Below are 23,959 nucleotides of genomic sequence, written 5' to 3' on the forward strand. Positions count from 1 at the left end.
CCGCCGTGATCGCCGCCGTCAGCGTCGTCTTCCCGTGGTCTACGTGCCCGATCGTCCCGATGTTTACATGGGGCTTCGTTCTCTCGTATACTTGCTTTGCCATTTTCTCTTTCTCTCCTTTTATTCTCTTGCTAACAAAATAGGGGTTGCCCGGCCGCAGCCGGGCTATCCTTCCGGCAATTATTTCTTGCCGGTAATTTTTTCCGCAATGCTCTTGGGCACCTGTTCATAGTGCGAGAACTGCATGGTATATGTCCCGCGGCCCTGGGTGCGCGAGCGAAGGTCAGTAGCATACCCGAACATTTCCGAAAGGGGAACCATGGCATGCACGGCCTGCGCGCCGCCGCGGATCTCCGTTCCTTCGATGCGGCCCCGGCGGGAGTTGATATTTCCAAGAACGTCTCCCAGATAATCCTCGGGGATTACGACTTCTACCTTCATGATGGGTTCGAGAAGGACAGAACCTGCCCGTTCCAGCGCATCTTTCAATGCCATGGAACCGGCAATCTTGAAGGCCATTTCCGAAGAGTCGACCTCGTGATAGCTGCCGTCCGTCAGCGTGACCTTGAAATCCACAACCTCATAACCACCCACGATGCCGCTCTTTGCCGCCTCCTGAATACCAGCGTCAATGCTGGGAATATATTCCTTGGGGATGGCGCCGCCGACGATGGCGCTTTCAAAGCTATAGCCCGCGCCCGGCTCAGCCGGTTCCACGGTAATTTTGCAGTGACCGAACTGGCCCTTACCACCCGACTGGCGGACATAACGCCCTTCGGCGTTGACAGTCTTGGTAATGGTTTCACGATAGGCAACCTGGGGCTTGCCCACGGTGGCTTCGACTTTATATTCCCGCATCATCCGGTCGACGATGATCTCCAGATGAAGCTCACCCATGCCAGCGATGATGGTCTGGCCGGTTTCTTCATCCGTATATGCCCGGAATGTGGGATCCTCTTCCGCCAGCTTCATGAGGGCAACCGACATCTTTTCCTGACCTGCCTTAGTCTTGGGCTCAATGGCAACGCGGATAACCGGATCCGGGAATACCATAGATTCCAGAATGATGGGATGCTTGTCGTCGCAGAGAGTATCGCCCGTGCCCACATCCTTGAAGCCAACCGCTGCGGCGATATCGCCGGCATGCACCTGGTTTGTTTCTTCCCGGTGGTTGGCGTGCATCTTCAGAATGCGGCCCATGCGCTCCCGCTTGCCCTTGGTGGAGTTATATACATAGGAACCTGCGTTGACAGTTCCGGAATAAACCCGGAAAAACGCCAGCTTCCCGACAAAGGGGTCTGCCATAATCTTGAAGGCCAGCGCTGCAAAAGGCCCGTTGATATCCGCAGGGCGCGTTTCGGTTTCCTCGGTTCCGGGAACCTTTCCTTCAATGGGCTTGACATCCAGCGGAGAAGGCAGCAGCTCCACCACCAGATCCAGCATGGGCTGCACGCCCTTATTGCGATAGGAAGACCCGCAGCAGACCGGAACCACAGTTCCCGCGATGGTCTGTTTGCGCATGGACTTCAAAATTTCTTCTTTGGTGATTTCTTCGCCGGCGAAGAACTTTTCCATCAGCGCGTCATCGCCTTCGGCAACCGCCTCCAGCAGCTTTTCACGGTATTCTTCAGCCTCTTCCCGCATATCCTCCGGGATTTCGCCGATATCGAATTTTGCGCCCGTCTGGTCGTCCGTATCGTAGAGGATGGCGTTCATTTCAACAAGGTCAATGATGCCGATAAAGGTATCCTCTTTGCCGATGGGCAGCTGCATACAGACCGGATTGGCTCCCAGGCGTGTTTTCATCATATCTACGACATTATAAAAATCCGCGCCCAGAATATCCATCTTATTGATATAGGCAAGCCGCGGCACGCCGTATTTTTCCGCCTGCCGCCAAACGGTTTCGCTCTGGGGCTCCACGCCGCCCTTGGCGCAGAACACCGCCACCGTTCCATCCAGAACCCGCAAAGACCGCTCCACTTCCACTGTGAAGTCTACATGTCCAGGGGTATCGATAATATTGATCCGGCAGCCCTTCCATTCCGCCGTCGTGGCCGCGGAAGTGATGGTAATGCCGCGCTCCTGTTCCTGTTCCATCCAGTCCATGGTGGCATCGCCGTCATGGGTTTCGCCGATCTTATATGTGCGTCCCGTGTAATAGAGGATACGCTCGGTAGTCGTCGTCTTACCCGCGTCGATATGCGCCATGATCCCGATGTTTCTAATGTTACTTAAGGGGAATTCCTTAGGCACCTTTGTACTCCTTTCGACTTTTAAACTTTATCCCATAGCATTTTTCACGCTATTCTATCATATCTTCATGCCGCGCTAAAACGCGCAAAGATTCTCTTTTTTCCTCCCCCGGGTTCCGGAACAAGAAAAAGGGGAATCTTCCCTTGCGGGGAAAACAGCTTTTCCACGCGCTTATAGAAAAATTTCCTGGCAAAAATACTGCCTGCCGGCTGGCAGGCAGTTTCTTCGCCGTATGAATTCTTACCAGCGGTAATGGGCAAACGCCTTGTTGGCCTCCGCCATCTTGTGCATATCCTCTTTCCGCTTCACGCTGGAACCCGTGTTATTCGCCGCGTCCATGATTTCGCTGGAAAGACGTTCCCGCATGGTTCTTTCGCCGCGCTTCTGAGAGAAGAACACCAGCCAGCGGATCGCCAGCGTCTGGCGCCGCTCCGGACGAACCTCAATCGGGACCTGATATGTCGCGCCGCCTACCCGGCGGGCCTTGACTTCCAAAACGGGCATGATGTTTTCCATCGCCTGATCGAACACTTCGATGGCATCTTTCCCCGTCTTTTCCTTTATAATCTCAAAGGCATCATAGCAAATTCTCTGGGCCGTACCCCGCTTCCCATCCTTCATGACCTGGTTGATGAGCTTTGTGACAACCTTGCTGTTATAGATGGGGTCTGCAATTATCTCACGCTTAGGAACACCACTACGTCTAGGCATTGTTAACCCTCCTTATTTTCTCTATCTGTTCCAAAATTATCCGGTCTTTTCCTGTTTTTTCAGAAAAAACCGCCGCCGCATGCTTATTTCTTCTTCGGCTTCTTCGTGCCATAGAGCGAACGAGACTGGCCCCGGTTGGCAACGCCAGCCGCGTCCAGCGTTCCGCGGACAACGTGATACCGCACACCAGGCAGGTCCTTGACTCTGCCGCCGCGGATCAAAACAACGCTGTGTTCCTGCAGGTTATGGCCGATTCCCGGAATATACGCAGTACCTTCCATCCCGTTTACCAGCTTCACTCTGGCGATTTTGCGAAGAGCGGAGTTGGGCTTTTTGGGGGTCATGGTTCTAACCGCCGTGCAGACGCCTCTCTTCTGGGGGCATTGCTTCAAAATCGGCGAATTGGATTTATCCTCAATGGATGTTCTTCCTTTTCTTATCAGTTGGTTAATGGTAGGCATACCTTAACTCACACCTCCTAAAGTATTCATGAAAAATAGCTGTATCTCAAATCCCCCTGCAACCCGCTGGGGATTCATTGTCCTTCTTCTTCCTTCAAAAGCCCGGCGCAGGCCGCCGGAACCTTGATTCCGCATGCCTCTCCCAGCTCTTTTCGCGTGGAGATATGCACCAGCTCTATCCGGAAATCTTCTGCAAGTTCGTCAATCTGCCGGCGGATTTCCAAATCGGCGTCCATCGCCGCATAGATCCGCAAAAGCCGCCCATTCTGGGCTTCCTTCGTCACCTGTTTTATGCCGACAACCTTATTTGCCGCACAAACCAGATCCTCCAACATTTGGCTTCCTTCTTCCTTTCCCTGCAAAAAATCCAAGGAAAGCACAAGATTTATTGTATCATTCCCAATCGCGGGCTGTCAACAAGTTTTTCCCATTGCTCTCCTGTTTTTTGCGTATTTTTAACGTGTCCGCAGGCGGATGGGCTCGTCGTTCTCCCGTTCCGGCCGCTCATAGCCCTCGGGGATGACATGAAAGTTCCTGCGGATCTTTTTCCGCGAAAACCGCATCTTCGTCATGCCGTTTTCCTCTTTGAATCCAAACCAGCCCTTCTCTTTCATCTTTTCTCCCACTTGGGTATCAAAGACGTTATAGGCCGTCTCTTTATGCTTCTTCGCGTGCCAGATCGAGAGGTTTTTCCCCGCCAGATAGCCTACGCCCGTGCAGGCCAGAAGCCCCAGGAAGGGGAAGGCATTCTCCGTCGAGTTCAGCGGCACCCAGATGGACAGAATCGCCAGAGCGATCAGCGCAATGGCCGCGCCGCTTATCATCCCGATCCAGCGGAGGTTCTGCCGGATACGCATATTGCGGCGGCATGTTTTGCAAACGCTCACCGGAATCTGCACCAGCGTTCCAAACGGCTGCTTGACCCGCTTTCCATAGCCCATGATGGCTCCCTTTTCCGTATAGGGTTCCTCGTGAGCGAAGTCAACGATGGCATAGCCATCCGCCGCATGGGGATGATCCCCCCGGCAGAACTGGCATTCATCGGTGGCATGAAGCTGATCCACTTCTTCGGGCATATTGGAGAGCGCCACATCCCACACCTGCACGACCTGTTCCTTTTGATATTGCCGGACATCCCGGCAGTTCAGCGAGCAGGAGTCGCAGCCGTCGCAGCCGAGAAAATCGCATGCATAGCTGTCCCGGGCGCTGCAATCCTTGTTGGTTTTTTCCACATAATCCGCCATAGCTTCCTCATTCCTCTATTTGCGCCGCGCCCGGAAAATCCCCGGGCGCGGCATGGTAATTATTCTACAATCTCGGAGGGCGCTTCAATCACCGTCTCCGCTTCCCCGCTCTGCTGAAGGAATTGAGAAACCAGTTCCTCGTTGGGGATGTTCTTGATCGCCTCGATATTCTTATACCGCTTCATGCCCGTGCCGGCAGGAATCAGCTTGCCGATAATGATATTTTCCTTGAGACCCACCAGCGGGTCCACCTTGCCCTTGATGGCCGCATCCGTGAGGACGCGGGTCGTCTCCTGGAAGGAAGCCGCCGAGAGGAAGGAATCCGTTGAAAGCGAAGCCTTTGTAATTCCCAGCAGCACCCGGGAAGCGACCGCGGGGCGCTTGCCTTCCCGCTCTGCCTTGGCGTTTTCCGCCTCGAATTTGAACACATCCACCATCTCGCCCGTGAGCATATCCGTATCGCCGGCATCGTCGATGCGGCACTTGCGGAGCATCTGGCGGATGATAACCTCCAGGTGCTTATCCGAAATTTCCACGCCCTGCATGCGGTAGACCAGCTGCACCTCCCGCAGCAGATAGGTCTGCACGCCCTTGATGCCCTTGATCTTCAGGATATCGTTGGGGTTGATGGAACCTTCGGTCAGCTCGTCGCCTGCCTCGATCACATCGCCGTCGGCAACCTTCAGGCGGGAACCATAGGGAATCGTATACGCCTTGGCCTCTCCCACATCCGGGGAAACAATGATCTCCCGCTTTTTGCGGGTTTCGTTGACCGTGATACGGCCGCCCACTTCGGAAATGACCGCCTGGCCCCGGGGTTTTCTCGCCTCAAACAGTTCTTCGACACGGGGAAGACCTTGGGTGATGTCGTCTCCGGCAACGCCGCCCGTGTGGAAGGTCCGCATGGTGAGCTGCGTGCCGGGCTCGCCGATGGACTGCGCTGCGATGACGCCCACAGCCTCGCCGATATCCACCAGGTTACCTGTGGCCATATTTGCGCCATAGCACTTGGCGCAGACGCCGTGCTCACTCTTGCAGGTGAGCACCGTGCGGATATATACCTTTTCGATTCCGGCCGCCGCAATGCCGTCGATCAGCTCATTGGCTCCGACAATCACTTCGTCCGTCTTGGGATCTCGGATCTCGTTGATGGAAACGCGGCCCCGGATCCGGTCGGACAGGGGTTCCACCACGCCGCTGCCGTTGCGCAGATCGGTGACCCAGATACCCTGGACATCCTCGCCCAGATTGGCGAAGCAATCGTCTTCCCGGACAATGACGTTATGGGAAACGTCCACCAGGCGGCGGGTCAGGTACCCCGAGTCTGCCGTCCGAAGAGCCGTATCCGCCAAACCTTTGCGGGCGCCGTGGGAGGAGATGAAGAATTCCAGAACCGTCAGGCCCTCGCGGAAGTTTGCCTTGATGGGGATTTCAATAATCTCGCCCGAAGGATCGGCCATCAGGCCGCGCATGCCGGCCAGCTGGCGGATCTGGTTGATGCTGCCGCGGGCGCCCGAGCGGGCCATCATGTTGATGGGGTTGAATTCATCCAGGTTGCTCTCCAGCGCCTTGGTAACCTTATCCGTCGTCTCGGTCCAGACGCGGACAGCGTTTTCCTTGCGTTCCTTTTCGGTGAGGAAACCGCGGCTGTACTGCCGGCTGATCTTCAGAATCTCCTTGTTCGCTTCCTCAATATACTGCTTCTTTTCCTTGGGGATGATGATATCCGATACGCTGACCGTCACCGCTCCCACCGTGGAGTAATGGAAGCCCTGGGCCTTGATTTTATCCAGCACGGCAGAGGTGCGGGATGCGCCCAGCTTTCCAAAGCAGAAGTCGACGATTTTGCCCAGCTGCTTCTTTCCAACCAGCTCGTCGATCTCGTATTTCAGTTCGTTGCCCGGAATGCTCCGGTCCATGTATCCCAGATCCTGGGGAATGGCCTGATTGAAGATAATGCGCCCGGCCGTCGTTTGGATGATGCCGGTTTTCATCTCTCCGTTCACTTCCCGGCTCACCCGCACGTTCACCAGCGCCTGCATGGCGATGTTGCCCGTGTTATAGGCCAGAAGGCATTCGTCCGGGGAGGCAAAGGTGCTGCCCTCGCCCTTGGCGCCCGGCTTGATGATGGTCAGGTAATAGGAACCGATAACCATGTCCTGCGTCGGCGAAACCACCGGCTTTCCATCCTGGGGCTTCAGAATATTGTTAGCCGCCAGCATGAGGAAGCGCGCTTCGGACTGCGCCTCCACGGAAAGGGGAACGTGAACGGCCATCTGGTCGCCGTCGAAGTCGGCGTTATAGGCCGTGCAGGCCAGGGGATGCAGCTTGATGGCCCGGCCCTCCACCAGAATCGGCTCAAAGGCCTGAATGCCCAGGCGGTGCAGCGTGGGGGCGCGGTTCAGGAGAACCGGATGGCCCTTGATGACCTCCTCCAAAACATCCCAAACTTCCGGGCGGACCTTTTCCACCATGCGCTTGGCGCTCTTGATGTTATGGGCATAATTGTCTTCCACCAGCTTCTTCATGACGAAGGGCTTGAACAGCTCGAGAGCCATTTCTTTTGGCAGGCCGCACTGGAACATCTTGAGATCTGGCCCAACGACGATAACGCTCCGGCCGGAATAGTCCACGCGCTTGCCCAGAAGGTTCTGGCGGAACCGGCCCTGCTTGCCCCGGAGCATATCCGAAAGGGATTTGAGGGAGCGGTTGCCCGCGCCGGTAACCGGACGGCCCCGGCGGCCGTTATCGATGAGAGCATCCACTGCTTCCTGGAGCATGCGCTTCTCGTTGCGGACGATGATGTCCGGCGCTTTTAGCTGCAAAAGCCGGTTCAGCCGGTTGTTCCGGTTGATGACCCGGCGGTACAGGTCGTTTAAGTCGGAGGTGGCAAAGCGTCCGCCATCCAACGGCACCATAGGCCGCAGCTCCGGCGGGATCACGGGAATAACGTCCAGGATGATCCATTCGGGTTTGTTGCCGGATTTGCGGAACGCCTCGATGACTTCCAGCCGCTTGATGGCCCGAACCCGTTTCTGGCCGGTGGCCGTTTCCAGCTCCTTTTTCAGCTCGGCGGAAATGGCCTCCAGGTCCACATTTTTCAGGAGGATCTTCACCGCTTCTGCGCCCATGCCGGCCTTGAAAGCGTCCTCGCCGTATTTGCTCTGGGCTTCCCGGTATTCCTTATCCGTCAAAAGCTGTTTGTATTCCAGCGGCGTCTCGCCGGGATCCGTGACCACAAAGGACGCAAAATACAAAACCTTTTCCAGCGCCCGGGGGGACATATCCAGCAAAAGCCCCATCCGGGAGGGAATTCCCTTGAAATACCAGATATGCGAAACCGGGGCGGCCAACTCGATATGGCCCATGCGCTCCCGGCGCACCTTGGCGCGGGTGACCTCCACGCCGCACTTATCGCAGATCACGCCCTTATGGCGGATGCGCTTATATCTTCCGCAATGGCATTCCCAGTCCTTGGTCGGCCCGAAAATCCGCTCGCAGAACAGGCCGTCCTTCTCCGGCTTCAGGGTGCGGTAGTTGATGGTTTCCGGTTTTTTGACTTCCCCTCTAGACCATTCTCTGATTTTTTCCGGCGATGCAAGGCCTATTTGCATCGAATCGAAAGTATTGAGTTCAAACAAGTGAAAACTCCTCCCTTTCCCACTATCGGTTCAAATTTCACAAAAAATTGCTTTCCCATCACAGAGCCGGACATTTCCGGCCGCTTCTTATTCGTCTTCCGGATCGTCGTCCGCAAAGAGAGGCTCGGAAAGATCATCCGCAAAGAAGTCTTCCGCCGCGCCGTCTGCCGGAGCGTCCTCTTCTTCGTCGCCGCCCAGGATGCTGCCGAGATCCTGGAAATCCAGGTCGTCCAGGCCCAGGTCGTCGTCGATATCCTCGTCATAATCATCCGCCGCGGGAGCTTCTCCGCCCGCTGCCGGCAGATCGATATCCTCGTCGCCTTCGATGTTGATATCCAGATCCACATCGTCGTCATCGCTCTCCCGGATGATGATTTCATCCGCGGATTCGCCCAGCACCTTCACGTCCAGGCAGAGGCTCTGCAGCTCTTTGATGAGCACCTTGAAGGATTCGGGAACGCCGGGTTCGGGGATATTTTCGCCCTTCACGATGGCTTCATAGGTCTTGACACGCCCCACCACGTCGTCTGACTTGACCGTCAGAATTTCCTGGAGGGTGTTGGCCGCGCCATATGCCTCCAAGGCCCAGACTTCCATTTCGCCGAAACGCTGGCCGCCGAACTGGGCCTTGCCGCCCAGAGGCTGCTGCGTCACCAGCGAATAGGGGCCGGTGGAACGGGCGTGAATCTTGTCGTCCACCAGATGGTGCAGCTTTAAGATATACATATAACCCACGGTTACGCGGTTTTCAAAGGGCTCGCCCGAGCGGCCGTCATAGAGGACGGTCTTTCCGTCGGTGGGCAGCCCGGCTTTTTCAAACACCGCCTCAATGTCCTCTTCCGTGGCGCCGTCGAATACCGGCGTGGCGATCTTCCAGCCAAGGGCCTTGGCCGCCATGCCCAGATGCACTTCCAGCACCTGCCCGATGTTCATACGGGACGGTACGCCCAGAGGATTCAGCACAACGTCCAGCGGCGTGCCGTCGGGCAGGAAGGGCATATCCTCCACCGGCAGGATCCGGGAAACGACACCCTTGTTGCCGTGGCGTCCGGAAACCTTGTCGCCCACGGAGATTTTGCGCTTCTGCGCGATATAGACGCGAACCAGCTTGTTGACGCCGGCAGTCAGTTCGTCCTTGTCCTCCCGGGTGAACATCTTGACGTCCACCACGATGCCGCCCTCGCCATGAGGCACGCGCAGGGAGGTGTCCCGCACCTCGCGGGCCTTTTCGCCGAAGATAGCGCGGAGCAGCCGCTCCTCCGCCGTCAGCTCGGTTTCGCCCTTGGGCGTCACCTTGCCCACCAGGATATCCCCGCTTCTGACCTCCGCGCCGATGCGGATGATGCCGCGGGAATCCAGATCTTTCAGGGCGTCTTCGCCCACGTTGGGGATATCTCTTGTGATCTCCTCCGGCCCCAGCTTGGTATCCCGGGCCTGGGCCTCGAATTCCTCGATATGAATGGAGGTGAACACGTCGTCCTTCACCAGCCGTTCAGAGAGCAGGATAGCATCCTCGTAGTTATAGCCCTCCCAGGTCATGAACCCGATGAGCATGTTGCGTCCCAGGGCGATCTCGCCCTTGTCCGTGGAGGGGCCGTCCGCCAGGACTTCGCCCTTCTGCACCACCTGGTTCTTGCTCACCAGCGGCAGCTGGTTGATGCAGGTGCCCTGGTTGGAGCGGGAATATTTGATGAGCTTATAGGTACGGATATTTCCGTCGTCTTCTTTGATTTCGATGCGGTCGGCCGATACATGGCGCACCACGCCGCCCTCCTTGGCGATGACAAGAACGCCCGAGTCATAGGCCGCCTTGCCCTCCATGCCGGTTCCCACGATGGGGCTTTCGGGAATGAGAAGCGGAACCGCCTGCCGCTGCATGTTGGAACCCATGAGGGCGCGGTTGGCGTCGTCGTTTTCCAGGAAGGGGATCATGGCCGTCGCCACGGAAACCAGCTGCCGCGGGGATACGTCCATCATGTCCACCTGTTTTGCCGGCACCTCCACAAACTGGTCGCGCCAGCGGCAGGTGATGCGCTCGTTGACAAACCAGCCGTTTTCGTCGAGAGGCTCGTTGGCCTGCGCCACAATCAGGTCGTCTTCCTCGTCCGCCGTCAGATATTGGATCTCGTTGGTGACGATGTTGTTTTCGTGATCGATCACCCGATACGGCGATTCAATGAAGCCATATTCGTTGATCCGCGCATAGGTCGAAAGCGAGCCGATCAGTCCGATGTTGGGACCTTCCGGCGTCTCGATGGGGCACATGCGGCCATAGTGGGAATGATGCACGTCCCGAACCTCGAAGGAAGCGCGGTCGCGGTTCAATCCGCCGGGGCCCAGGGCCGAAAGGCGGCGCTTATGGGTCAGCTCCGCCAGCGGATTGGTCTGATCCATGAACTGGGAGAGCTGGGAAGAACCGAAAAATTCTTTGATAGCCGCCGTCACAGGGCGGATGTTGATGAGGGCCGAGGGCGTCGCCACATCCATATCCTGGATGGACATGCGCTCACGCACCACGCGTTCCAGCCGGGATAGGCCGACGCGCAGCTGGTTTTGCAGCAGCTCGCCTACCGAACGCAGCCGGCGGTTGCCAAGATGGTCGATGTCGTCGGTATGCCCGATGCCATAGCGCAGCCCCAGAAGATAGCTCATGGTGGCGAACATATCCTCCACGATGATGTGCTTGGGGATCAGGATGTTGTGATTTTCCTTTAGCTTTTCCTTCAGAAGCTCGGCGTCCTCCCCGCATTCCTCGAGAATCTTTTTGAAAGCGGGATAGTATACCAGCTCGTTGATGCCGGCCTCTTCGGGGGCAAAGGGCAGATATTCCTTTGCGTCCACAAAGTGGTTGCCCACCACCTTGACCTTCTGGTCTTCCACATAGATATGCACGAAATTCACCCCGGCATTCTGAATCGCCCGGGCGGTCTTTTCATCGATGGTGTCGCCTTCCATGGCGAGAACTTCGCCGGTTTCCGGGTTGAACAGGTTTTCCGCCGCGCGGTAGCCCTGAATCCGCTTGGCCAGCGAGAGCTTTTTATTGAATTTATAGCGGCCCACACGCGCCAGGTCATAGCGCTTGGGGTCAAAGAACAAGGAGTCGATGAGCATGCTGGCGCTCTCCACTGTCGGCGGTTCGCCGGGGCGGAGGCGCTTATAGATTTCAATGAGGCCGTCGTGCTGGTTCTCTGCCACGTCCTTCTTGAAGGTGGGTTCCAGATATTCCGGTTCGCCGAAATATTCCGTGATGGCCGCGTTGTCCGAAAGGCCCATGGCCCGCATGAGAACGGTTGCGGGGAGTTTCCGCGTCCGGTCTACACGCACCCAGATGCAGTCGTTGGAGTCGGTTTCAAATTCCAGCCATGCGCCCCGGTTGGGGATGACGGTGGAGGCAAACAAATCCTTGCCGGATTTATCCTTGCTGGTGTCGTAATAGACGCCCGGGGAGCGGACCAGCTGGCTGACGATAACCCGCTCGGCGCCGTTGATGATAAAGGTGCCCTTTTCGGTCATCAGAGGGAAATCCCCCATAAACACTTCCTGGACCTTCACCTCGCCTGTTTCCTTGTTGATAAGGCGGACAACCACCTTGAGGGGAGCGGCATAGTTCACATCCCGTTCTTTGCACTCCTCCACATCGTATTTGGGGGTATCCTGGATATAATAATCCACGAACTCCAAAACGAGGTTCTCCGAATAGTCGGTGATGGGGGAGATGTCGTCCAGCACTTCCCGCAGGCCGTCTTTCAGGAAGCGGGCATATGAGTCTTTCTGAATTTCGATCAGATCGGGGAGATCGATAACCTCCTTGATCTTGGAAAAACTCATTCTCTTGGTTTTACCGGTTTCGATTTCATGCACCATACTTGAACAACTCCTATATATGTAAAATAGTTTCTGCTTGTCTGCTGCCCCGCCGCCCTGCTCCGGGCAGCCTCTTCACTTTCTTGTTGACAAATGCGTGAGATGCGGTTACAGTATATCGTAACAACACCCGCGGCAAAGCGCATATTTTTCGTGACTTCGCATATATTTATAGCGACACTTCGGCACTATAAACATGCTAATGCAATGTATTATGTTAGCATAAGTCAACCCTGCTGTCAACCGGTTTTTCTAAAGAAACTGCCGGGAAGACAGTTTTTTTCGTTTTTTGCCGGGTTTCTCTCGTTTTTGCTTTTCCCGCCCCTCTCCTCGGTCTTTTCCAGAGACGCAAAGGGCTTGCTCCTTTTTCAGGGGCAAGCCGCCGCGTTTTCTTTTGATGCCATAAGGGAGGGGAAACCGCCTCCGCAGGCCTTATTTATTCGCTGATTTTGGCAAAGATCATCCGTCCGGCTGAAGTTTGGAGCACGCTGGTTACCGCCACCTCCAGGGTTTGTCCAATGCGGTTGCTGGCGTTTTCCACGACAATCATGGTGCCGTCGTCCAAATAGGCGATGCCCTGGCCGTTTTCCTTGCCTTCCTTGAGAATCGTCACGGAAAGTTCTTCGCCCGGCAGCAGCACCGGCTTCACAGCGTTGGAAAGATCGTTGATGTTGAACACGCTGACGCCCTGAACAGCCGCCACCTTATTCAAGTTGAAGTCGTTGGTTACCACCATACCGCCCATATCCTTTGCCATGCGCAGCAGCTTGGCGTCGACTTCGGCCACGTCGTCATAGTCCACCGAGCTGATCTCCACGGGAATATCCAGCTCCTTTTGAATCTTGTTCAGAATATCCAGGCCCCGGCGGCCCTTGCTGCGTTTCAGGGAATCGGCGGAATCCGCGATATGCCGGAGCTCGGAGAGCACAAACTCGGGGATTACGATGGTTCCTTCAAATACGCCGGTTTTGCAGATATCAAAGATTCGTCCGTCAATGATAACGCTGGTATCCAGAATTTTAGGCCGGGAAATTTCCTCTTCCGTCTCCTTGAAAAACGGCTCCTCCGCCTGCTTTCCCTTGGCCCGGGAAAAGATGGGGCGGTTTACCTTGGCGCTGGTTTTCACAGCCACCCGCACGCCGATATAGCCGCAGAGGATATAGACGATGATATCCACCGGCAGGGAGATCCAGATGATTTGGATGCGGTCAATGGGCCAGGAGAGCAAAAAGGCAATGAGCAGGCCAAAGGCCAGGCCCACCGCGGCCGCAACGACCGTTTTTGCCGGGGAGTTGACCAGATGCTCCTCCAGATTGTTGACAAATTTGATGATCGCTTCCACAATCGGCCGGGATAAAAAAATAAAAATGATTCCGGATACTATGGCGCTGACAATAAAAATCAGCAAATTGGCCCAGGGAAGCAGCGCAAGATAGGGATCCATTCCCGTCAGGCCCTGCACGGCGCTGTATACCAGCATCACGATGCCGGGACCGATAGCAATGCCCGCAAGAATGATGATTGTTCGGAAAAAACTCTTCATGTGTCCTCCTCTCTTTTTCAAATGATAAGATGCAATTTTTATGATAGTGAACCGGAGGGGAAATGTCAATAAACCGGGGTGCCCCAAAGCCCCCTGTTTTCGGAAAATTCACACTTTGGAAATAGTTTCCCAGTTTCTCCCCCGGGTTTGACAAAGCCTCCCGGGCAATCGTATAATATAGGCAAGTTTACAAGGGAAAGGGATGTTCAAATCGTGGCGACAAATTTCAAGGATATCATGGCGGAGGATTTCCAGATCGTTGTGGAAAACTATCTGGAACGCAACCGCAACCTGCTGGACACCATGTCCAAATACCAAATGGCCTCTTCCCGGCTTTCCCGGGCAATAACAAAGGCCTCCACCCAGTGCGGCTGCATCTCGCTCTCCGGGAAAAAGCCGGAAGGGGAACCCTCCACGGCCGTTTCGGGTTCTCTTTGCAAAAACTGCCGGACTGTCATCGAAAAGGAGATGGGAGACGTCCTCTTCTATCTGGCGGCGATCTGCAATGCCCTGGATCTCAGCATCTATGACGTGATGCTCAAGGAGAAAAAGGCGCTGGATCTGCTGGGAAATTACACGCTGAAATAAGCTGGCGCAGGCTCCCCTCCGGGAGCCTTTTCTTATCTTTCCAAACCGAAAGGAGGAATTCGATGCAGCCTCTGCTTTCCATGGCCCGGGAATCCGATGCCCCTATCTGCCTCTCCGTTTATGCCCCTTATGTGCGTCAAACGGCGATTACCTTCGAATATGAAGTTCCCAGTGCCGGCGAATTCGCCCGGCGCATCCGCGCCGTCCGGGAACAGGGCGATCCCTGGCTGCTTCTCACCATGGGAGACGTGCTTATAGGCTATGCCTATGCCGCCCCTTTCCATGCCCGCGCCGCCTATCAGTGGGGCCGGGAGTGCTCCATTTATCTGGCCGGGGAATTCCGTGGCCGGGGTTATGGTTCCGCTCTATACCGCGCCCTTCTCTCCCTTCTCACCCGGCAGGGATATCAGACCGCATATGGCGTGATTACTCTGCCCGGAGAAGCCAGCGTCGCCCTTCATCAATCGCTTGGCTTCCAAAAAGAAGGGGTTCACCATGCCGCGGGCTACAAAAACGGCGCCTGGCATGACGTTCTTCTGATGGCAAAACCTCTGGGGACCTATGCCGCGCCGCCCGCGCCCATCCGTCCCTGTCCTTCAGATTTTTCCTTTGCTCTGGATTCCATTCGCCTCGGCGGCGAGCCATGACTGCCTCTTTTTTTCGTCTCCTTTTCTATTTCTGCTTCCCCTTCTCCCTTTCCGCTCTTTTCCCTTTCCTGTTGTTCCAGCCTCGGCGGCGAGCCATGACTGCCTCTTTTTCTCGTCTCCTTTTCTATTTCTGCTTCCCCTTCTCCCTTTCCGCTCTTTTCCCTTTCCTGTTGTTCCAGCCTCGGCGGCAGGCCATGACTGCCTTTTTTCCCGTCTCCTTTTCTTTTTTCGCTTCCCGTCCTCCCTTTCCGCTTCTTTTCCCTTCTGTTGCGATTTTATCCCCGGCCATGGAAGGTTTCCCTTCATTTCGTATTGTCCCATTCTGATCTTTATTTGAACGCAGGCATATTTTCTTGCTGTTTTTCTGCTCCGGCCCTGACAGCAAAAACTGTAGGGGGCCTGCCGTAAAACATCTTAAACCACTAACCACCCACTCTTTCCCGGTGGTATCCCCCTGCTCTTTTCGCCTGTTCCCTCCGGCCGCTCAATTGCCTCGTATATTCTCCTTTTCCCCGGAGAATTCCGCCGCTATTTTTTATTCTTTTTTCTCGTTCTCTCCTTCGTGCTTCCTTTCCTTGTGTTTCTTCTTCCTATATAGCAGACTATCCTCATCCTAAAAAGCCCGCAAAAAAAGAGGGGCTTCCCCTCTTTTCTCATCGCATATCACAGCACTTCCGCCGCGCTTTATTCTCTTTATTCCCTGGCCCCGCTTATTCAAACAACACGCCCAGCGCATCCGACAGGGTCTTGACGCCCTGCAGCTCCATCCCTTCCGGCGCCCGCAGCCCCTTCATGTTGGAATAGGGCAGCACCGCCCGGCGCAGACCCATATGCCTCGCCTCGGTGAGGCGTTTTTCTGCCTGGGAAATATGCCGCAGTTCGCCGGTCAACCCCAATTCGCCCAAAAAGACGCTCTCTCTGCCAATCGCCTTGTTGCGGAAGCTGGAAACAATGCTGGCCGCAATGGCCAGATCCAGGGCCGGTTCATTGAGGCGCATGCCGCCGCCCACATTGACAAACACATCCTGGTTATAGAGCTTGAGGCCGATTTTCTTTTCCAGCACCGCGATAATCAGGCTGGTGCGGTTGAAATCTGCTCCTGTCGTCATCCGCCGGGGCATGCCGAAGGATGTCTCGCTCACCAGCGCTTCCACTTCCAGAAGCACCGGCCGCGTTCCCTCCATGGCGCAGTAGATACAGGCCCCGGGAACTCCTTTGTCCCGCCCGGAAAGCAGAATCGCCGAAGGATTTTCCACCTCCCGCATGCCGTCCTCCCCCATTTCAAACACGCCGATTTCGTTGGTGGAGCCGAAGCGGTTTTTCACGGCCCGGAGAATGCGGAAAGAGCTGTGCCGTTCCCCTTCAAAATAGAGCACAGTATCTACCAGATGCTCCAGCACCCGCGGCCCGGCGATGGCGCCGTCCTTGGTCACATGGCCGATGATAAACACCGCCGTCCCCGTCTCCTTTGCCAGCCGCGCCAGCGCGCTGGCGCAGGCCCGCACCTGGCTGACGCTGCCCGGCGCAGAGCTCCCCTCCTGGCTATAGATAGTCTGGATGGAATCCACCACGAGAAATTCCGGCTTTGCCGTCTCCGCCGCCGCCAAAATGATTTCCAGCTGAGTTTCCGCCAGAAACAGCATCTGCGAAGACAGCCCCAGCCGCTCGGAGCGCAGCCGCACCTGCTCGGGCGATTCCTCCCCCGAAACATAGAGCACCTTTCCCCGGCGGCAGAGGGAATCCGCTGCCTGCAAAAACAGCGTGGATTTTCCGATCCCCGGTTCGCCGCCCGCCAGGACGACGCTTCCCTTGACAATCCCGCCGCCCAGCACCCGGTTCAGCTCCCCGATGCCCGTCTTTACCCGGATTTTCTCCAGAGAGGGATATTCTTTCAGCTCTTTGAGCCGCCCCGGCTCCAGCCGGGCCTGGGACGCCGGGCGGGAGGAGGGAACCTCCACCACCTCCGTGATGGTGTTCCAGCTGCCGCAGCCCGGGCACTTGCCCATCCATTTGGCGCATTCATAGCCGCATTCGCTGCATTGATAGACTGTTTTCGCCTTTGCCATCACCATACCGCCTTTGCATATTTGACTACGTCCACATCACTCTCGCTCGTCACGTCATACCACGCCACCATATCCCCGCACACGCTGGCCAGCCGCCCCCGGGAGATATCCGTGTTCAGCCGGTATTTCTGCCCGGTGGCAAAGACATAGATATAGACGTTCTGATCCTTTGTATAGGCCAGAAAATCCTGCCCCATGTCAAAATTCAGCACGCCGGATTCGATGAGCTTTGTCTCCCCGCCCTTTTCCATGAGATAAATATCCCGGGGCGGACCGCTGGTGGAGGATAAAAACGCGATATAGTTTCCGTTCATCTTGGGGCTATAGGCATAACGCCCCGGCTCATAGGCCACCTCTGCGCCGCCGTCCAGGGGCTGGACATAGATGCGGCATTTCTGAATCTCATTTTCCATATAGGGAACGGCATAGACAAGCCCTCCCTCGCTCACATGGGCGCTGCCCGTCACCGAGGCCATGCCGTCATAGACCTTCACGGCGACGCCCTCCCGGGTAGGCATATGATAGAGATAGAGCCGGTCGGTGGATTCCCCCGCCTGCTGCCAAAAGGCCAGATATTCCCCGCTGACCGAGATCTGGGGCAGGGCATAGGCATATTCCTTCACCAGATAGCTCTTGCCCTCGGCCCGGTTATAGAGCATGATGCGCCCGCCGCCGTCGTCATTGGAATCCACCCAGACGAGGAAGTCCGGCGTGAGCCGCGTCCAGACAATGTTGTCGTATTTGACGTTGATCCCGGAGATCTCCTGGCTTTCCTGGGTCGCCGTGTTATAGACCACCAGCTTGTCATAAAACGCCACGCCGTCCCGCACGGATGCCGAGCTGAAGACAATTTCCTCCCCGCAGAGATAGGCGTCGTTGATCGTTTTATACTGGATGACCGCCTCATTTTGCAGGCTGCTCAGGTCGTTTTCCTTGATATCCGCTTCGGTGCCCGTCTCGGGATCGACAAACTCCCCCGGAACAATGGCGTCGGGATCGCTTTTCGGCTGCCCGGAAAGAGCGGGCACCAAAAGGAAAACCACCAGCAGGACCGCCGCGACAAGGCCTGCCGCCGCCCCTTCCAGAAGCACAAAGGGATACGCCCGGGAACCACGGAAGCTTCGGAGCCCCGCGCCCCGCCGCCGATAGCTTTTGCGCGCTATGCGCCTTCTTCTTTTTTGCCGGTATTTGCGGAATAGTGCCATGATCCACCTCCCTGCTTTCTTTTTAAAGAAAGCAGGCAAAGAAATTTTATATCTGTCGCTTATTTGTCCCGTTTCCCATAATTTCTCGGAAACTCCTGCCCCCCCAAATCAGGTCAGTTCTTCTTCAAAAGAATGCGGACAAGGAATTTTATTTCCGTCGCTTATCTGCTCGCGTTGCCCATGCCCCTCGGGCCCCCGGCCAAAGCAGCTTTTCTAAAAAAGCTGGATAACAGATTCTATGGCTGTCGCTTCCCTTGAAAGTTCTTATTTCGCACCAGCCCCGGCCCCGTCCATAGAGAACCCGGGAAGAGTGTGGAAATATCTCCCAACGGCTGCTCCTATGCGCCTTTCCTCCCCGTCTTTCCAAAAGAAAAAGGGCAGGAAGCCCAAGCCGCCCGCCCCGTTTTGGATTCATTCCGGGATTTTTCGGGAATGCGGGATTTTCCGGGCAGGGCCTCCCGGCCCTGCCTTTCCCGCCGTCTTGTCGTTTCTTGTCCTTAGTATATCATACAGGCATTTTTTGTCAAAATGCAGACGGCCTCGGCGCCGATTCCCTCGCCCCGGCCAAAGGCCCCCAGCTTTTCCGTGGTGGTAGCCTTGATATTGATGCGTGTCAGGCTGATTTTCAGCGCCGCCGCGATGTTCTGCTTCATGCGCTCTTTAAAGCGACTGATCTTCGGTTCCTGCATAATCAGCGTGGCGTCGATATTTCCAATGGCATATCCGTCCTTATAGAGCGCCTGGCCTACCCGGGAGAGCAGCTCGACGCTGTCCGCGCCTTTATAGAGGGCGTCGGTATCCGGAAAAAGCTCGCCGATGTCGGGCAGGCCCGCGGCCCCCAGCATGGCGTCGATGATGGCGTGAACGAGAACGTCGCCGTCGGAATGAGCCTCTAGCCCCCGCTCATAGTCGATCTTTACGCCGCCCAGGATCAAGTCCCTTCCATGCACCAGCTTATGCACATCAAACCCGTTGCCCACGCGGCTTTCCCCGTCTCCCATGAGATAGAGGCGTCCCTGCTCCAGATCCAGCGGATTGGTCAATTTAAAGTTGCTGCGCACGGATTCCACAAGCCGGGGCGTGACCCCGATGCGCTCCACCAGGGAGGACTCGTCCGTGCCCACAAAGCCGTCCTTTTTTGCCTGGGCAAAGGCCCTCTTCAGGATATGCACCTGAAACACCTGGGGCGTCTCCACCAGCACCACCTTGCGGCGGTCGATTGTGTCGGTAATGCGGCCCTCCGGGCTGGCGATCTTCACGGTATCCACCGCATGCTTGCCCGCTACGCCGCTTCCGAAATCGATGGCGCTCTGCACACATTCCTGAATCAGCTCCGGGCGGACAAAGCAGCGGGCACCGTCATGAACGGCGACGATCTCGGCATCCTCCGGAAGGGCATTTAGGCCGCATTCCACGGAATCCTGCCGGGTCTTTCCGCCGGGCACAATCATAAACTGCCCTTCCTCGAACAGATCCTCAGCGATCTCACGCACCAGCTTTTGCTCGCTCGCCCGGCAGACAATGATGATCTTTTCAAAACAGTCAGTATCCGCAAAGGCGCTGAGGGTATGCTCCAAAACCGCCTTTCCCGCCAGGGGCACAAACATTTTGTTGATGTTTGCCTTCATGCGCACTCCCCGGCCCGCCGCCAGAACCACCGCATAGTTTCCCTTCATTGGATCACCTCATACATGCTCTCCGCCTGCTCCTTGCGGACAGTTTCGCTCAAATCCTTCACCCGGATTTTCACCGGGCGCGCGCCGAATTCGATGGTTATTTCGTCGCCCACCTTCAGCTGCAGCCCGGGCTTCGCTTCCCGGCCGTTGACGCAGACCCGGCCGCCCGAACACGCCGATGCCGCCACTGTGCGCCGCTTGATGACCCGGGAAACCTTTAAAAATTTATCCAGTCGCAAGGGTCTTCCTCCTTGTTTCCTTCGTTTTCAAAGAAAAAACCCTGTCCGTTAAGCGGCAGGGTCTTTTTCACTTTTTTGCCTTACTTGATCGCGTCTTTCAGGGCCTTTCCGGCTTTGAAAGCGGGAACAACCGATGCGGCGATGTCGATGGGCTGCTTGGTCAGGGGATTGATGCCCTTTCTGGCAGCGCGCTCTCTGGATTCAAAGGTGCCAAAGCCGACGATCTGGACCTTTTCGCCCTTAGCCAGCTGTTCAACAACCGTGTCGGTCATAGCAGCCAGAGCTTTTTCCGCGTCCTTCTTGGACAGTTCCGCTTTTGCCGCGATGGCAGCGATGAGTTCAGTTTTATTCAATGTTCTTTCCTCCTATGTATTTTTCTTCCTTCTATTTGCATAGTGCCCGCCTGGCCTTGGCCCCGCCGGGGCAACTTTCTGCCCTTGCAAACCCCTTCCAACCGCTTTACAGAGGGGTTTTCTGCTCAACTATATGCGATTATAACCAATCTCTCCCGGTTTTACAAGCTTTTTTCTTTGTTTTTTCTACTGTTTACAAAACTTTTCCAAACTTTTTGCTTTTTGATAAAGGTTTTCCTGGGATTCTATGGGCATTTTTTCCAGATCCAGCCCCTTCTCCCGGGCCAGCTCTTCCATCCGGGCAAACCGCGCCATAAACTTCTTTGTGGCCTGGTTCAGAGCCGTGTCGCCGTCTACTTTCCAAAGCCGCAGCAGGTTGACCACGGCAAACAAGAGATCGCCGGACTCCTTCTCCAGCGTTTCCCCGCCGCCCGGGAGCTCCCGGACCGCTTCTTCCAATTCCTCCCGGACCTTTTCATAGGCCCCTTTCCAATCCGGGAAATCAAAGCCCGTGTTGGCCGCCTTTTTCTGAATCTTTGCCGCCCGCATGAGGGGGCTCATCCCCTTGGGCACAGCCTCCATCGCCTCGCTCACCGACTGCTGCCCTTTTTCTTCCCGCTTGATCTTTTCCCAGTTTGTGAGCACCTCTTCGGGGGTATCGCAGACATCCGTCCCGAAGATATGGGCGTGACGGTGGATCATCTTCCGGCAGATTCCCGTGGTTACGCCGTCCATGGTAAATTCCGAAAATTCGCCGCCGATCTGCGCGTGGAGCACGGCCTGCAGCAGCACGTCCCCCAGCTCTTCCTCCAGCATATAGGGATCGGCCGCGTCAATGGCATCCACCACCTCATAGGCCTCCTCGATCATGGTCTTGCGCAGGCTTTCATGGGTCTGGGCTTTGTCCCATGGGCAGCCGTTCTCGCTCCGAAGAGCCGCAATGATATCCACCAAGTCATAGAAGCTATAAGACTGTTTTTTCAAAAGAACCGGCTTGTCCGCCACGACAGACGCGCGGTAGTCCCAGCCCTCCTGCCGCCGGAACAGCGCCGCCAGGGGCATCGCTTCCACCTCCGCCCCCCGGACGAGATAGATCTCCTGCTCCTCCGGGAGCCATTCCATGAGCTTGAGCGCCGCATCCGCCGCCTTATAGGGCGTGTCCACCTCGGTGATAACCACGGGGCTTTCCGCCTGATAGCGGGCCTCGCGGAATTCCGTTCCCGTATAGAACCGGGCCGGGCCGCCGGTGAGCCGCCCGGCACAGCGGCTGAGTGCCTCTTCCCCAAAGGAAAGGCCGGGAATCACCCGGATCTGCGGCCCAAACTGGGCCAGAACCGCCTGGGCCAGCGTGCTCTCATAGACGCCGCCCATGACTAAAAGAGCCGCGTCCTCCTGCCCTGCCAGAAATTCGCATACCCGTTCATGAAAATCCGCGAAATCCTCGGCCTCCTCATAAAAACCGTCCAGCGTCTGAAAGCGGACGCCCTTTTCCGTCAGGGCCTCTGCCAGAGGAATCTCCACTGTCTGCAAAATCACGTTCCCGGCTTCCAAAACCGCCTGATAAGCTGCCAGTGTGAGGGAATCCAGCTCCCCCGTTCCGATGCCGATGATCTGCCGCATAGCTACCTCCATATCCCGGTCTTTTGCATCACGCCCGCGATTCTTCCGCCGCCCGGGAAATACCGCATATCCTCCCGGCGGATACATCCGGTTATCAACAGCAGTATAGCATAAATCACCGCCGAAGCCAACACGGAGAGTATGAGCGCCTTGCCCTGCCCCAGCGGAGTGAGCACACGGTATAGAACCAGCAGCCCCGCGCCCATGCCCGCCGTGGCCAGCAGCGGACGGAGCAGAAGCTCCCGGGTATTCCAGCGCACTCCGCCATAGCCCATGGCGGCCGATGTGTTGAGCAGGGCGGCCAGGGCAAAGCAGACCATGGAGCCGATGGCGGCGCCTTCGATATTGACGCTGGGGATGCGGATCAGGGCCACCCCCAGAAACACCTTGACAACCGAACCAAAAGCCATGTTCAGGACGGGAATTACCGTCTTTCCCATCCCCTGCAGCACGCCGGTCTGGATCTGGATGACCGAGAGGAAAAAAATGCCCGGACACATGAGCCGGAGGAGTCCCGCGGCGCGGGTCAGATCGTCGGGTGAAAGGCTATGATAGAGCGTGCCCAGAATGGGTTCCGCCAAAAGAAAGAAACCGACGGCACAGGGCAGGCCGATCAGGATCGAGAGCCGCAGGCCAAAGGATGTCTGATATCCCACCAACTCGCGGCGCTTCTGCGCCCGGGCGGCGGAGATCGCCGGAACCAGGCTGATGGCCACAGCCCCGGAAAAAACGGCCGGCATGTTCACCAGGGGATGGACAAAACCGTTCAGCAGCCCAAATAGGGAGGAGGCCGCCGCCTGCGTATATCCCGATCCGGTAAGCACTCGCATAACCACCATGGAGTCGATGGCGCTGACGATGGGCATGACGCAGGAACCCACCGTCACCGGCAGGGCAATCCGGGCCACCTGCTCCAGGGTTTCCCGGAATTTTCCCCGTTCCCGTCCAAGTGGTTTATAGTGCTGCTTATGGCGGTGCCCATGGAAAAAGCAGAACATCATCACAAAGGAGACGCCCTCCCCGATGGTCACGCCGAGAATTGCCCCGGCAGCCCCATATTCCGGGCCATAGGAGACCCACTGCCCCGCAAAATAGAGGCCGGCCAGCAGTTTGCAGATCTGTTCCACCACCTGGGAGACGGCAGTGGGCGTCATCATCTGCATTCCCTGGAAATATCCCCGATAGGCCGAAACCACCGCCACAAAGATCAGGGAAGGGGCGATGATTTTAAAGGAAATGGCGGCGCTGGGCATGCCGAAGGCCACTGCCAGCAGGTCTCCCGCGGCAAACAGCGCCAGGCTGGTCACAAGCCCCAAAATCACCAGGGAAACCATGGAGACGTGGTATACCCGCCGCGCCCCTTCGATATCCCCCCGCGCCCGCTTCTCGCTCACCAGCTTGGAGATGGCAATGGGCAGTCCGGAGGTAGAGAGCACCAGCAGCAGGGAATAGACGGGGTATACCATCTGATAATTCCCCATGCCCTCCTGGCCGATCATGTTGCTTAAGGGAATGCGGTATACCGCGCCCACCACCTTGCAGATGATGCCGGATACGGCGAGAATCGCCGCGCCTTTCACGAAACTTTTGGATTTTGCTGTCATTGGCTCTCCCCCTGGGGCGGTTTTCTAGGGGACCTTTCCCCCTCTTCCATCCATATGCGCGGTTTCTCCCCGCCATTCCCCAAAATCCGGCAGAACAGGGCCGGCAAAATCCCATCCGAACCATCTTTTTGTTTTTTATATCCCGTCGGCGGTGAAAAGAAAAAGCACGCTTTTTTTATAAAGAAACGCCGCCCTCTGTTTGCTGAACCAACGCGTCTGTTTTTGAAAACAAGGATTGGAA

The 23,959-nt window shown here is 56.5% G+C and carries 19 protein-coding genes; 2 read left to right on the plus strand and 17 right to left on the minus strand.

Annotated features, from left to right (window positions below; translation table 11 throughout):
* The 9 genes from H8693_RS05215 to H8693_RS05255 form a co-directional block, all read right to left on the minus strand.
* On the minus strand, positions 1-103 hold a 103-nt coding region (locus H8693_RS05215; RefSeq protein WP_178619405.1), incomplete at its 3' end, for a GTP-binding protein.
* Between the two features lie 77 nt (positions 104-180).
* Entirely contained in the window at positions 181-2,256 is a 2,076-nt protein-coding gene (gene fusA / locus H8693_RS05220; protein WP_178619401.1) for an elongation factor G, read from the minus strand.
* A gap of 240 nt (positions 2,257-2,496) precedes the next feature.
* Positions 2,497-2,967, minus strand: coding sequence for a 30S ribosomal protein S7 (gene rpsG / locus H8693_RS05225; protein WP_178619397.1), 471 nt, complete (start codon positions 2,965-2,967; stop codon positions 2,497-2,499).
* An 83-nt stretch (positions 2,968-3,050) separates the two neighbouring features.
* Positions 3,051-3,428, minus strand: a complete 378-nt coding sequence (rpsL, locus tag H8693_RS05230) for a 30S ribosomal protein S12 (RefSeq protein ID WP_178619394.1) — start codon at positions 3,426-3,428, stop codon at positions 3,051-3,053.
* 74 nt (positions 3,429-3,502) lie between these two features.
* Positions 3,503-3,763, minus strand: a complete 261-nt coding sequence (locus tag H8693_RS05235; protein WP_178619391.1) for a ribosomal L7Ae/L30e/S12e/Gadd45 family protein — start codon at positions 3,761-3,763, stop codon at positions 3,503-3,505.
* 120 nt (positions 3,764-3,883) lie between these two features.
* Positions 3,884-4,672 (minus strand): hypothetical protein, encoded by a 789-nt coding sequence (locus tag H8693_RS05240; RefSeq protein WP_249280113.1) that lies wholly within the window; start codon positions 4,670-4,672, stop codon positions 3,884-3,886.
* 59 nt (positions 4,673-4,731) lie between these two features.
* Positions 4,732-8,313, minus strand: coding sequence for a DNA-directed RNA polymerase subunit beta' (rpoC, locus tag H8693_RS05245; protein ID WP_249280114.1), 3,582 nt, complete (start codon positions 8,311-8,313; stop codon positions 4,732-4,734).
* Positions 8,314-8,400: 87 nt separating this feature from the next.
* Complete coding sequence (gene rpoB, locus H8693_RS05250) at positions 8,401-12,177, minus strand: DNA-directed RNA polymerase subunit beta (RefSeq protein ID WP_249280115.1); 3,777 nt, start codon at positions 12,175-12,177, stop codon at positions 8,401-8,403.
* 436 nt (positions 12,178-12,613) lie between these two features.
* The gene (locus tag H8693_RS05255) at positions 12,614-13,720 is read right to left on the minus strand and encodes a PIN/TRAM domain-containing protein (RefSeq protein WP_249280116.1); all 1,107 of its coding nucleotides are present in this window, start codon (positions 13,718-13,720) and stop codon (positions 12,614-12,616) included.
* A gap of 213 nt (positions 13,721-13,933) precedes the next feature.
* Here H8693_RS05255 and H8693_RS05260 point away from each other — a divergent pair, with 213 nt between their 5' ends.
* The gene (locus tag H8693_RS05260; protein ID WP_249280117.1) at positions 13,934-14,308 is read left to right on the plus strand and encodes a nucleoside triphosphate pyrophosphohydrolase family protein; all 375 of its coding nucleotides are present in this window, start codon (positions 13,934-13,936) and stop codon (positions 14,306-14,308) included.
* 62 nt (positions 14,309-14,370) lie between these two features.
* Complete coding sequence (locus H8693_RS05265; protein ID WP_249280118.1) at positions 14,371-14,955, plus strand: GNAT family N-acetyltransferase; 585 nt, start codon at positions 14,371-14,373, stop codon at positions 14,953-14,955.
* On the opposite strand, the gene H8693_RS05270 is transcribed toward H8693_RS05265, so the two are convergent.
* From H8693_RS05270 to H8693_RS05305, 8 genes are all read right to left on the minus strand, one after another.
* The gene (locus H8693_RS05270) at positions 14,905-15,261 is read right to left on the minus strand and encodes a hypothetical protein (protein WP_249280119.1); all 357 of its coding nucleotides are present in this window, start codon (positions 15,259-15,261) and stop codon (positions 14,905-14,907) included. The two genes, H8693_RS05265 and H8693_RS05270, sit on opposite strands and share 51 nt — an antisense overlap.
* Positions 15,262-15,665: 404 nt before the next feature.
* Entirely contained in the window at positions 15,666-17,021 is a 1,356-nt protein-coding gene (gene radA / locus H8693_RS05275) for a DNA repair protein RadA (RefSeq protein WP_249280120.1), read from the minus strand.
* On the minus strand, positions 17,021-18,226 hold the full coding sequence (locus H8693_RS05280; protein ID WP_249280121.1) for a TolB family protein: 1,206 nt from the start codon (positions 18,224-18,226) through the stop codon (positions 17,021-17,023). The genes radA and H8693_RS05280 overlap by 1 nt, the downstream gene beginning before the upstream one ends.
* Before the next feature lie 497 nt (positions 18,227-18,723).
* Positions 18,724-19,902 carry a 2-C-methyl-D-erythritol 4-phosphate cytidylyltransferase gene (ispD, locus tag H8693_RS05285; RefSeq protein ID WP_249280122.1) on the minus strand — a complete coding sequence of 393 codons (1,179 nt, stop codon included), beginning with the start codon at positions 19,900-19,902 and terminating at the stop codon, positions 18,724-18,726.
* Positions 19,899-20,141: an RNA-binding S4 domain-containing protein gene (locus H8693_RS05290; RefSeq protein ID WP_178619365.1), complete on the minus strand. Its 243-nt coding sequence runs from the start codon at positions 20,139-20,141 to the stop codon at positions 19,899-19,901. Before H8693_RS05290 ends, ispD begins: the two co-directional genes overlap by 4 nt.
* A gap of 80 nt (positions 20,142-20,221) precedes the next feature.
* Positions 20,222-20,494 carry an HU family DNA-binding protein gene (locus H8693_RS05295; protein WP_178619362.1) on the minus strand — a complete coding sequence of 91 codons (273 nt, stop codon included), beginning with the start codon at positions 20,492-20,494 and terminating at the stop codon, positions 20,222-20,224.
* Between the two features lie 186 nt (positions 20,495-20,680).
* Positions 20,681-22,114 (minus strand): nucleoside triphosphate pyrophosphohydrolase, encoded by a 1,434-nt coding sequence (mazG, locus tag H8693_RS05300; RefSeq protein WP_249280123.1) that lies wholly within the window; start codon positions 22,112-22,114, stop codon positions 20,681-20,683.
* Between the two features lie 2 nt (positions 22,115-22,116).
* Positions 22,117-23,718, minus strand: a complete 1,602-nt coding sequence (locus H8693_RS05305; RefSeq protein WP_249280124.1) for a putative polysaccharide biosynthesis protein — start codon at positions 23,716-23,718, stop codon at positions 22,117-22,119.
* Positions 23,719-23,959: the final 241 nt, after the last annotated feature.

It is taken from the genome of Guopingia tenuis (genome assembly GCF_014384805.1).
Classification (GTDB): Bacteria; Bacillota; Clostridia; order Christensenellales; family Christensenellaceae; genus Guopingia; species Guopingia tenuis.

Excerpts from the sequence above, each read along its gene's own strand:
- rpsG (WP_178619397.1), bottom strand. The coding sequence starts at position 2,967 with ATGCCTAGACGTAGTGGTGTTCCTAAGCGTGAGATAATTGCAGACCCC.
- rpsL (WP_178619394.1), bottom strand. The coding sequence starts at position 3,428 with ATGCCTACCATTAACCAACTGATAAGAAAAGGAAGAACATCCATTGAG.
- H8693_RS05235 (WP_178619391.1), bottom strand. The coding sequence starts at position 3,763 with ATGTTGGAGGATCTGGTTTGTGCGGCAAATAAGGTTGTCGGCATAAAA.
- H8693_RS05240 (WP_249280113.1), bottom strand. The coding sequence starts at position 4,672 with ATGGCGGATTATGTGGAAAAAACCAACAAGGATTGCAGCGCCCGGGAC.
- rpoB (WP_249280115.1), bottom strand. The coding sequence starts at position 12,177 with ATGGTGCATGAAATCGAAACCGGTAAAACCAAGAGAATGAGTTTTTCC.
- H8693_RS05255 (WP_249280116.1), bottom strand. The coding sequence starts at position 13,720 with ATGAAGAGTTTTTTCCGAACAATCATCATTCTTGCGGGCATTGCTATC.
- H8693_RS05265 (WP_249280118.1), top strand. The coding sequence starts at position 14,371 with ATGCAGCCTCTGCTTTCCATGGCCCGGGAATCCGATGCCCCTATCTGC.
- H8693_RS05270 (WP_249280119.1), bottom strand. The coding sequence starts at position 15,261 with ATGAAGGGAAACCTTCCATGGCCGGGGATAAAATCGCAACAGAAGGGA.
- radA (WP_249280120.1), bottom strand. The coding sequence starts at position 17,021 with ATGGCAAAGGCGAAAACAGTCTATCAATGCAGCGAATGCGGCTATGAA.
- H8693_RS05280 (WP_249280121.1), bottom strand. The coding sequence starts at position 18,226 with ATGGCACTATTCCGCAAATACCGGCAAAAAAGAAGAAGGCGCATAGCG.
- ispD (WP_249280122.1), bottom strand. The coding sequence starts at position 19,902 with ATGAAGGGAAACTATGCGGTGGTTCTGGCGGCGGGCCGGGGAGTGCGC.
- mazG (WP_249280123.1), bottom strand. The coding sequence starts at position 22,114 with ATGCGGCAGATCATCGGCATCGGAACGGGGGAGCTGGATTCCCTCACA.
- H8693_RS05305 (WP_249280124.1), bottom strand. The coding sequence starts at position 23,718 with ATGACAGCAAAATCCAAAAGTTTCGTGAAAGGCGCGGCGATTCTCGCC.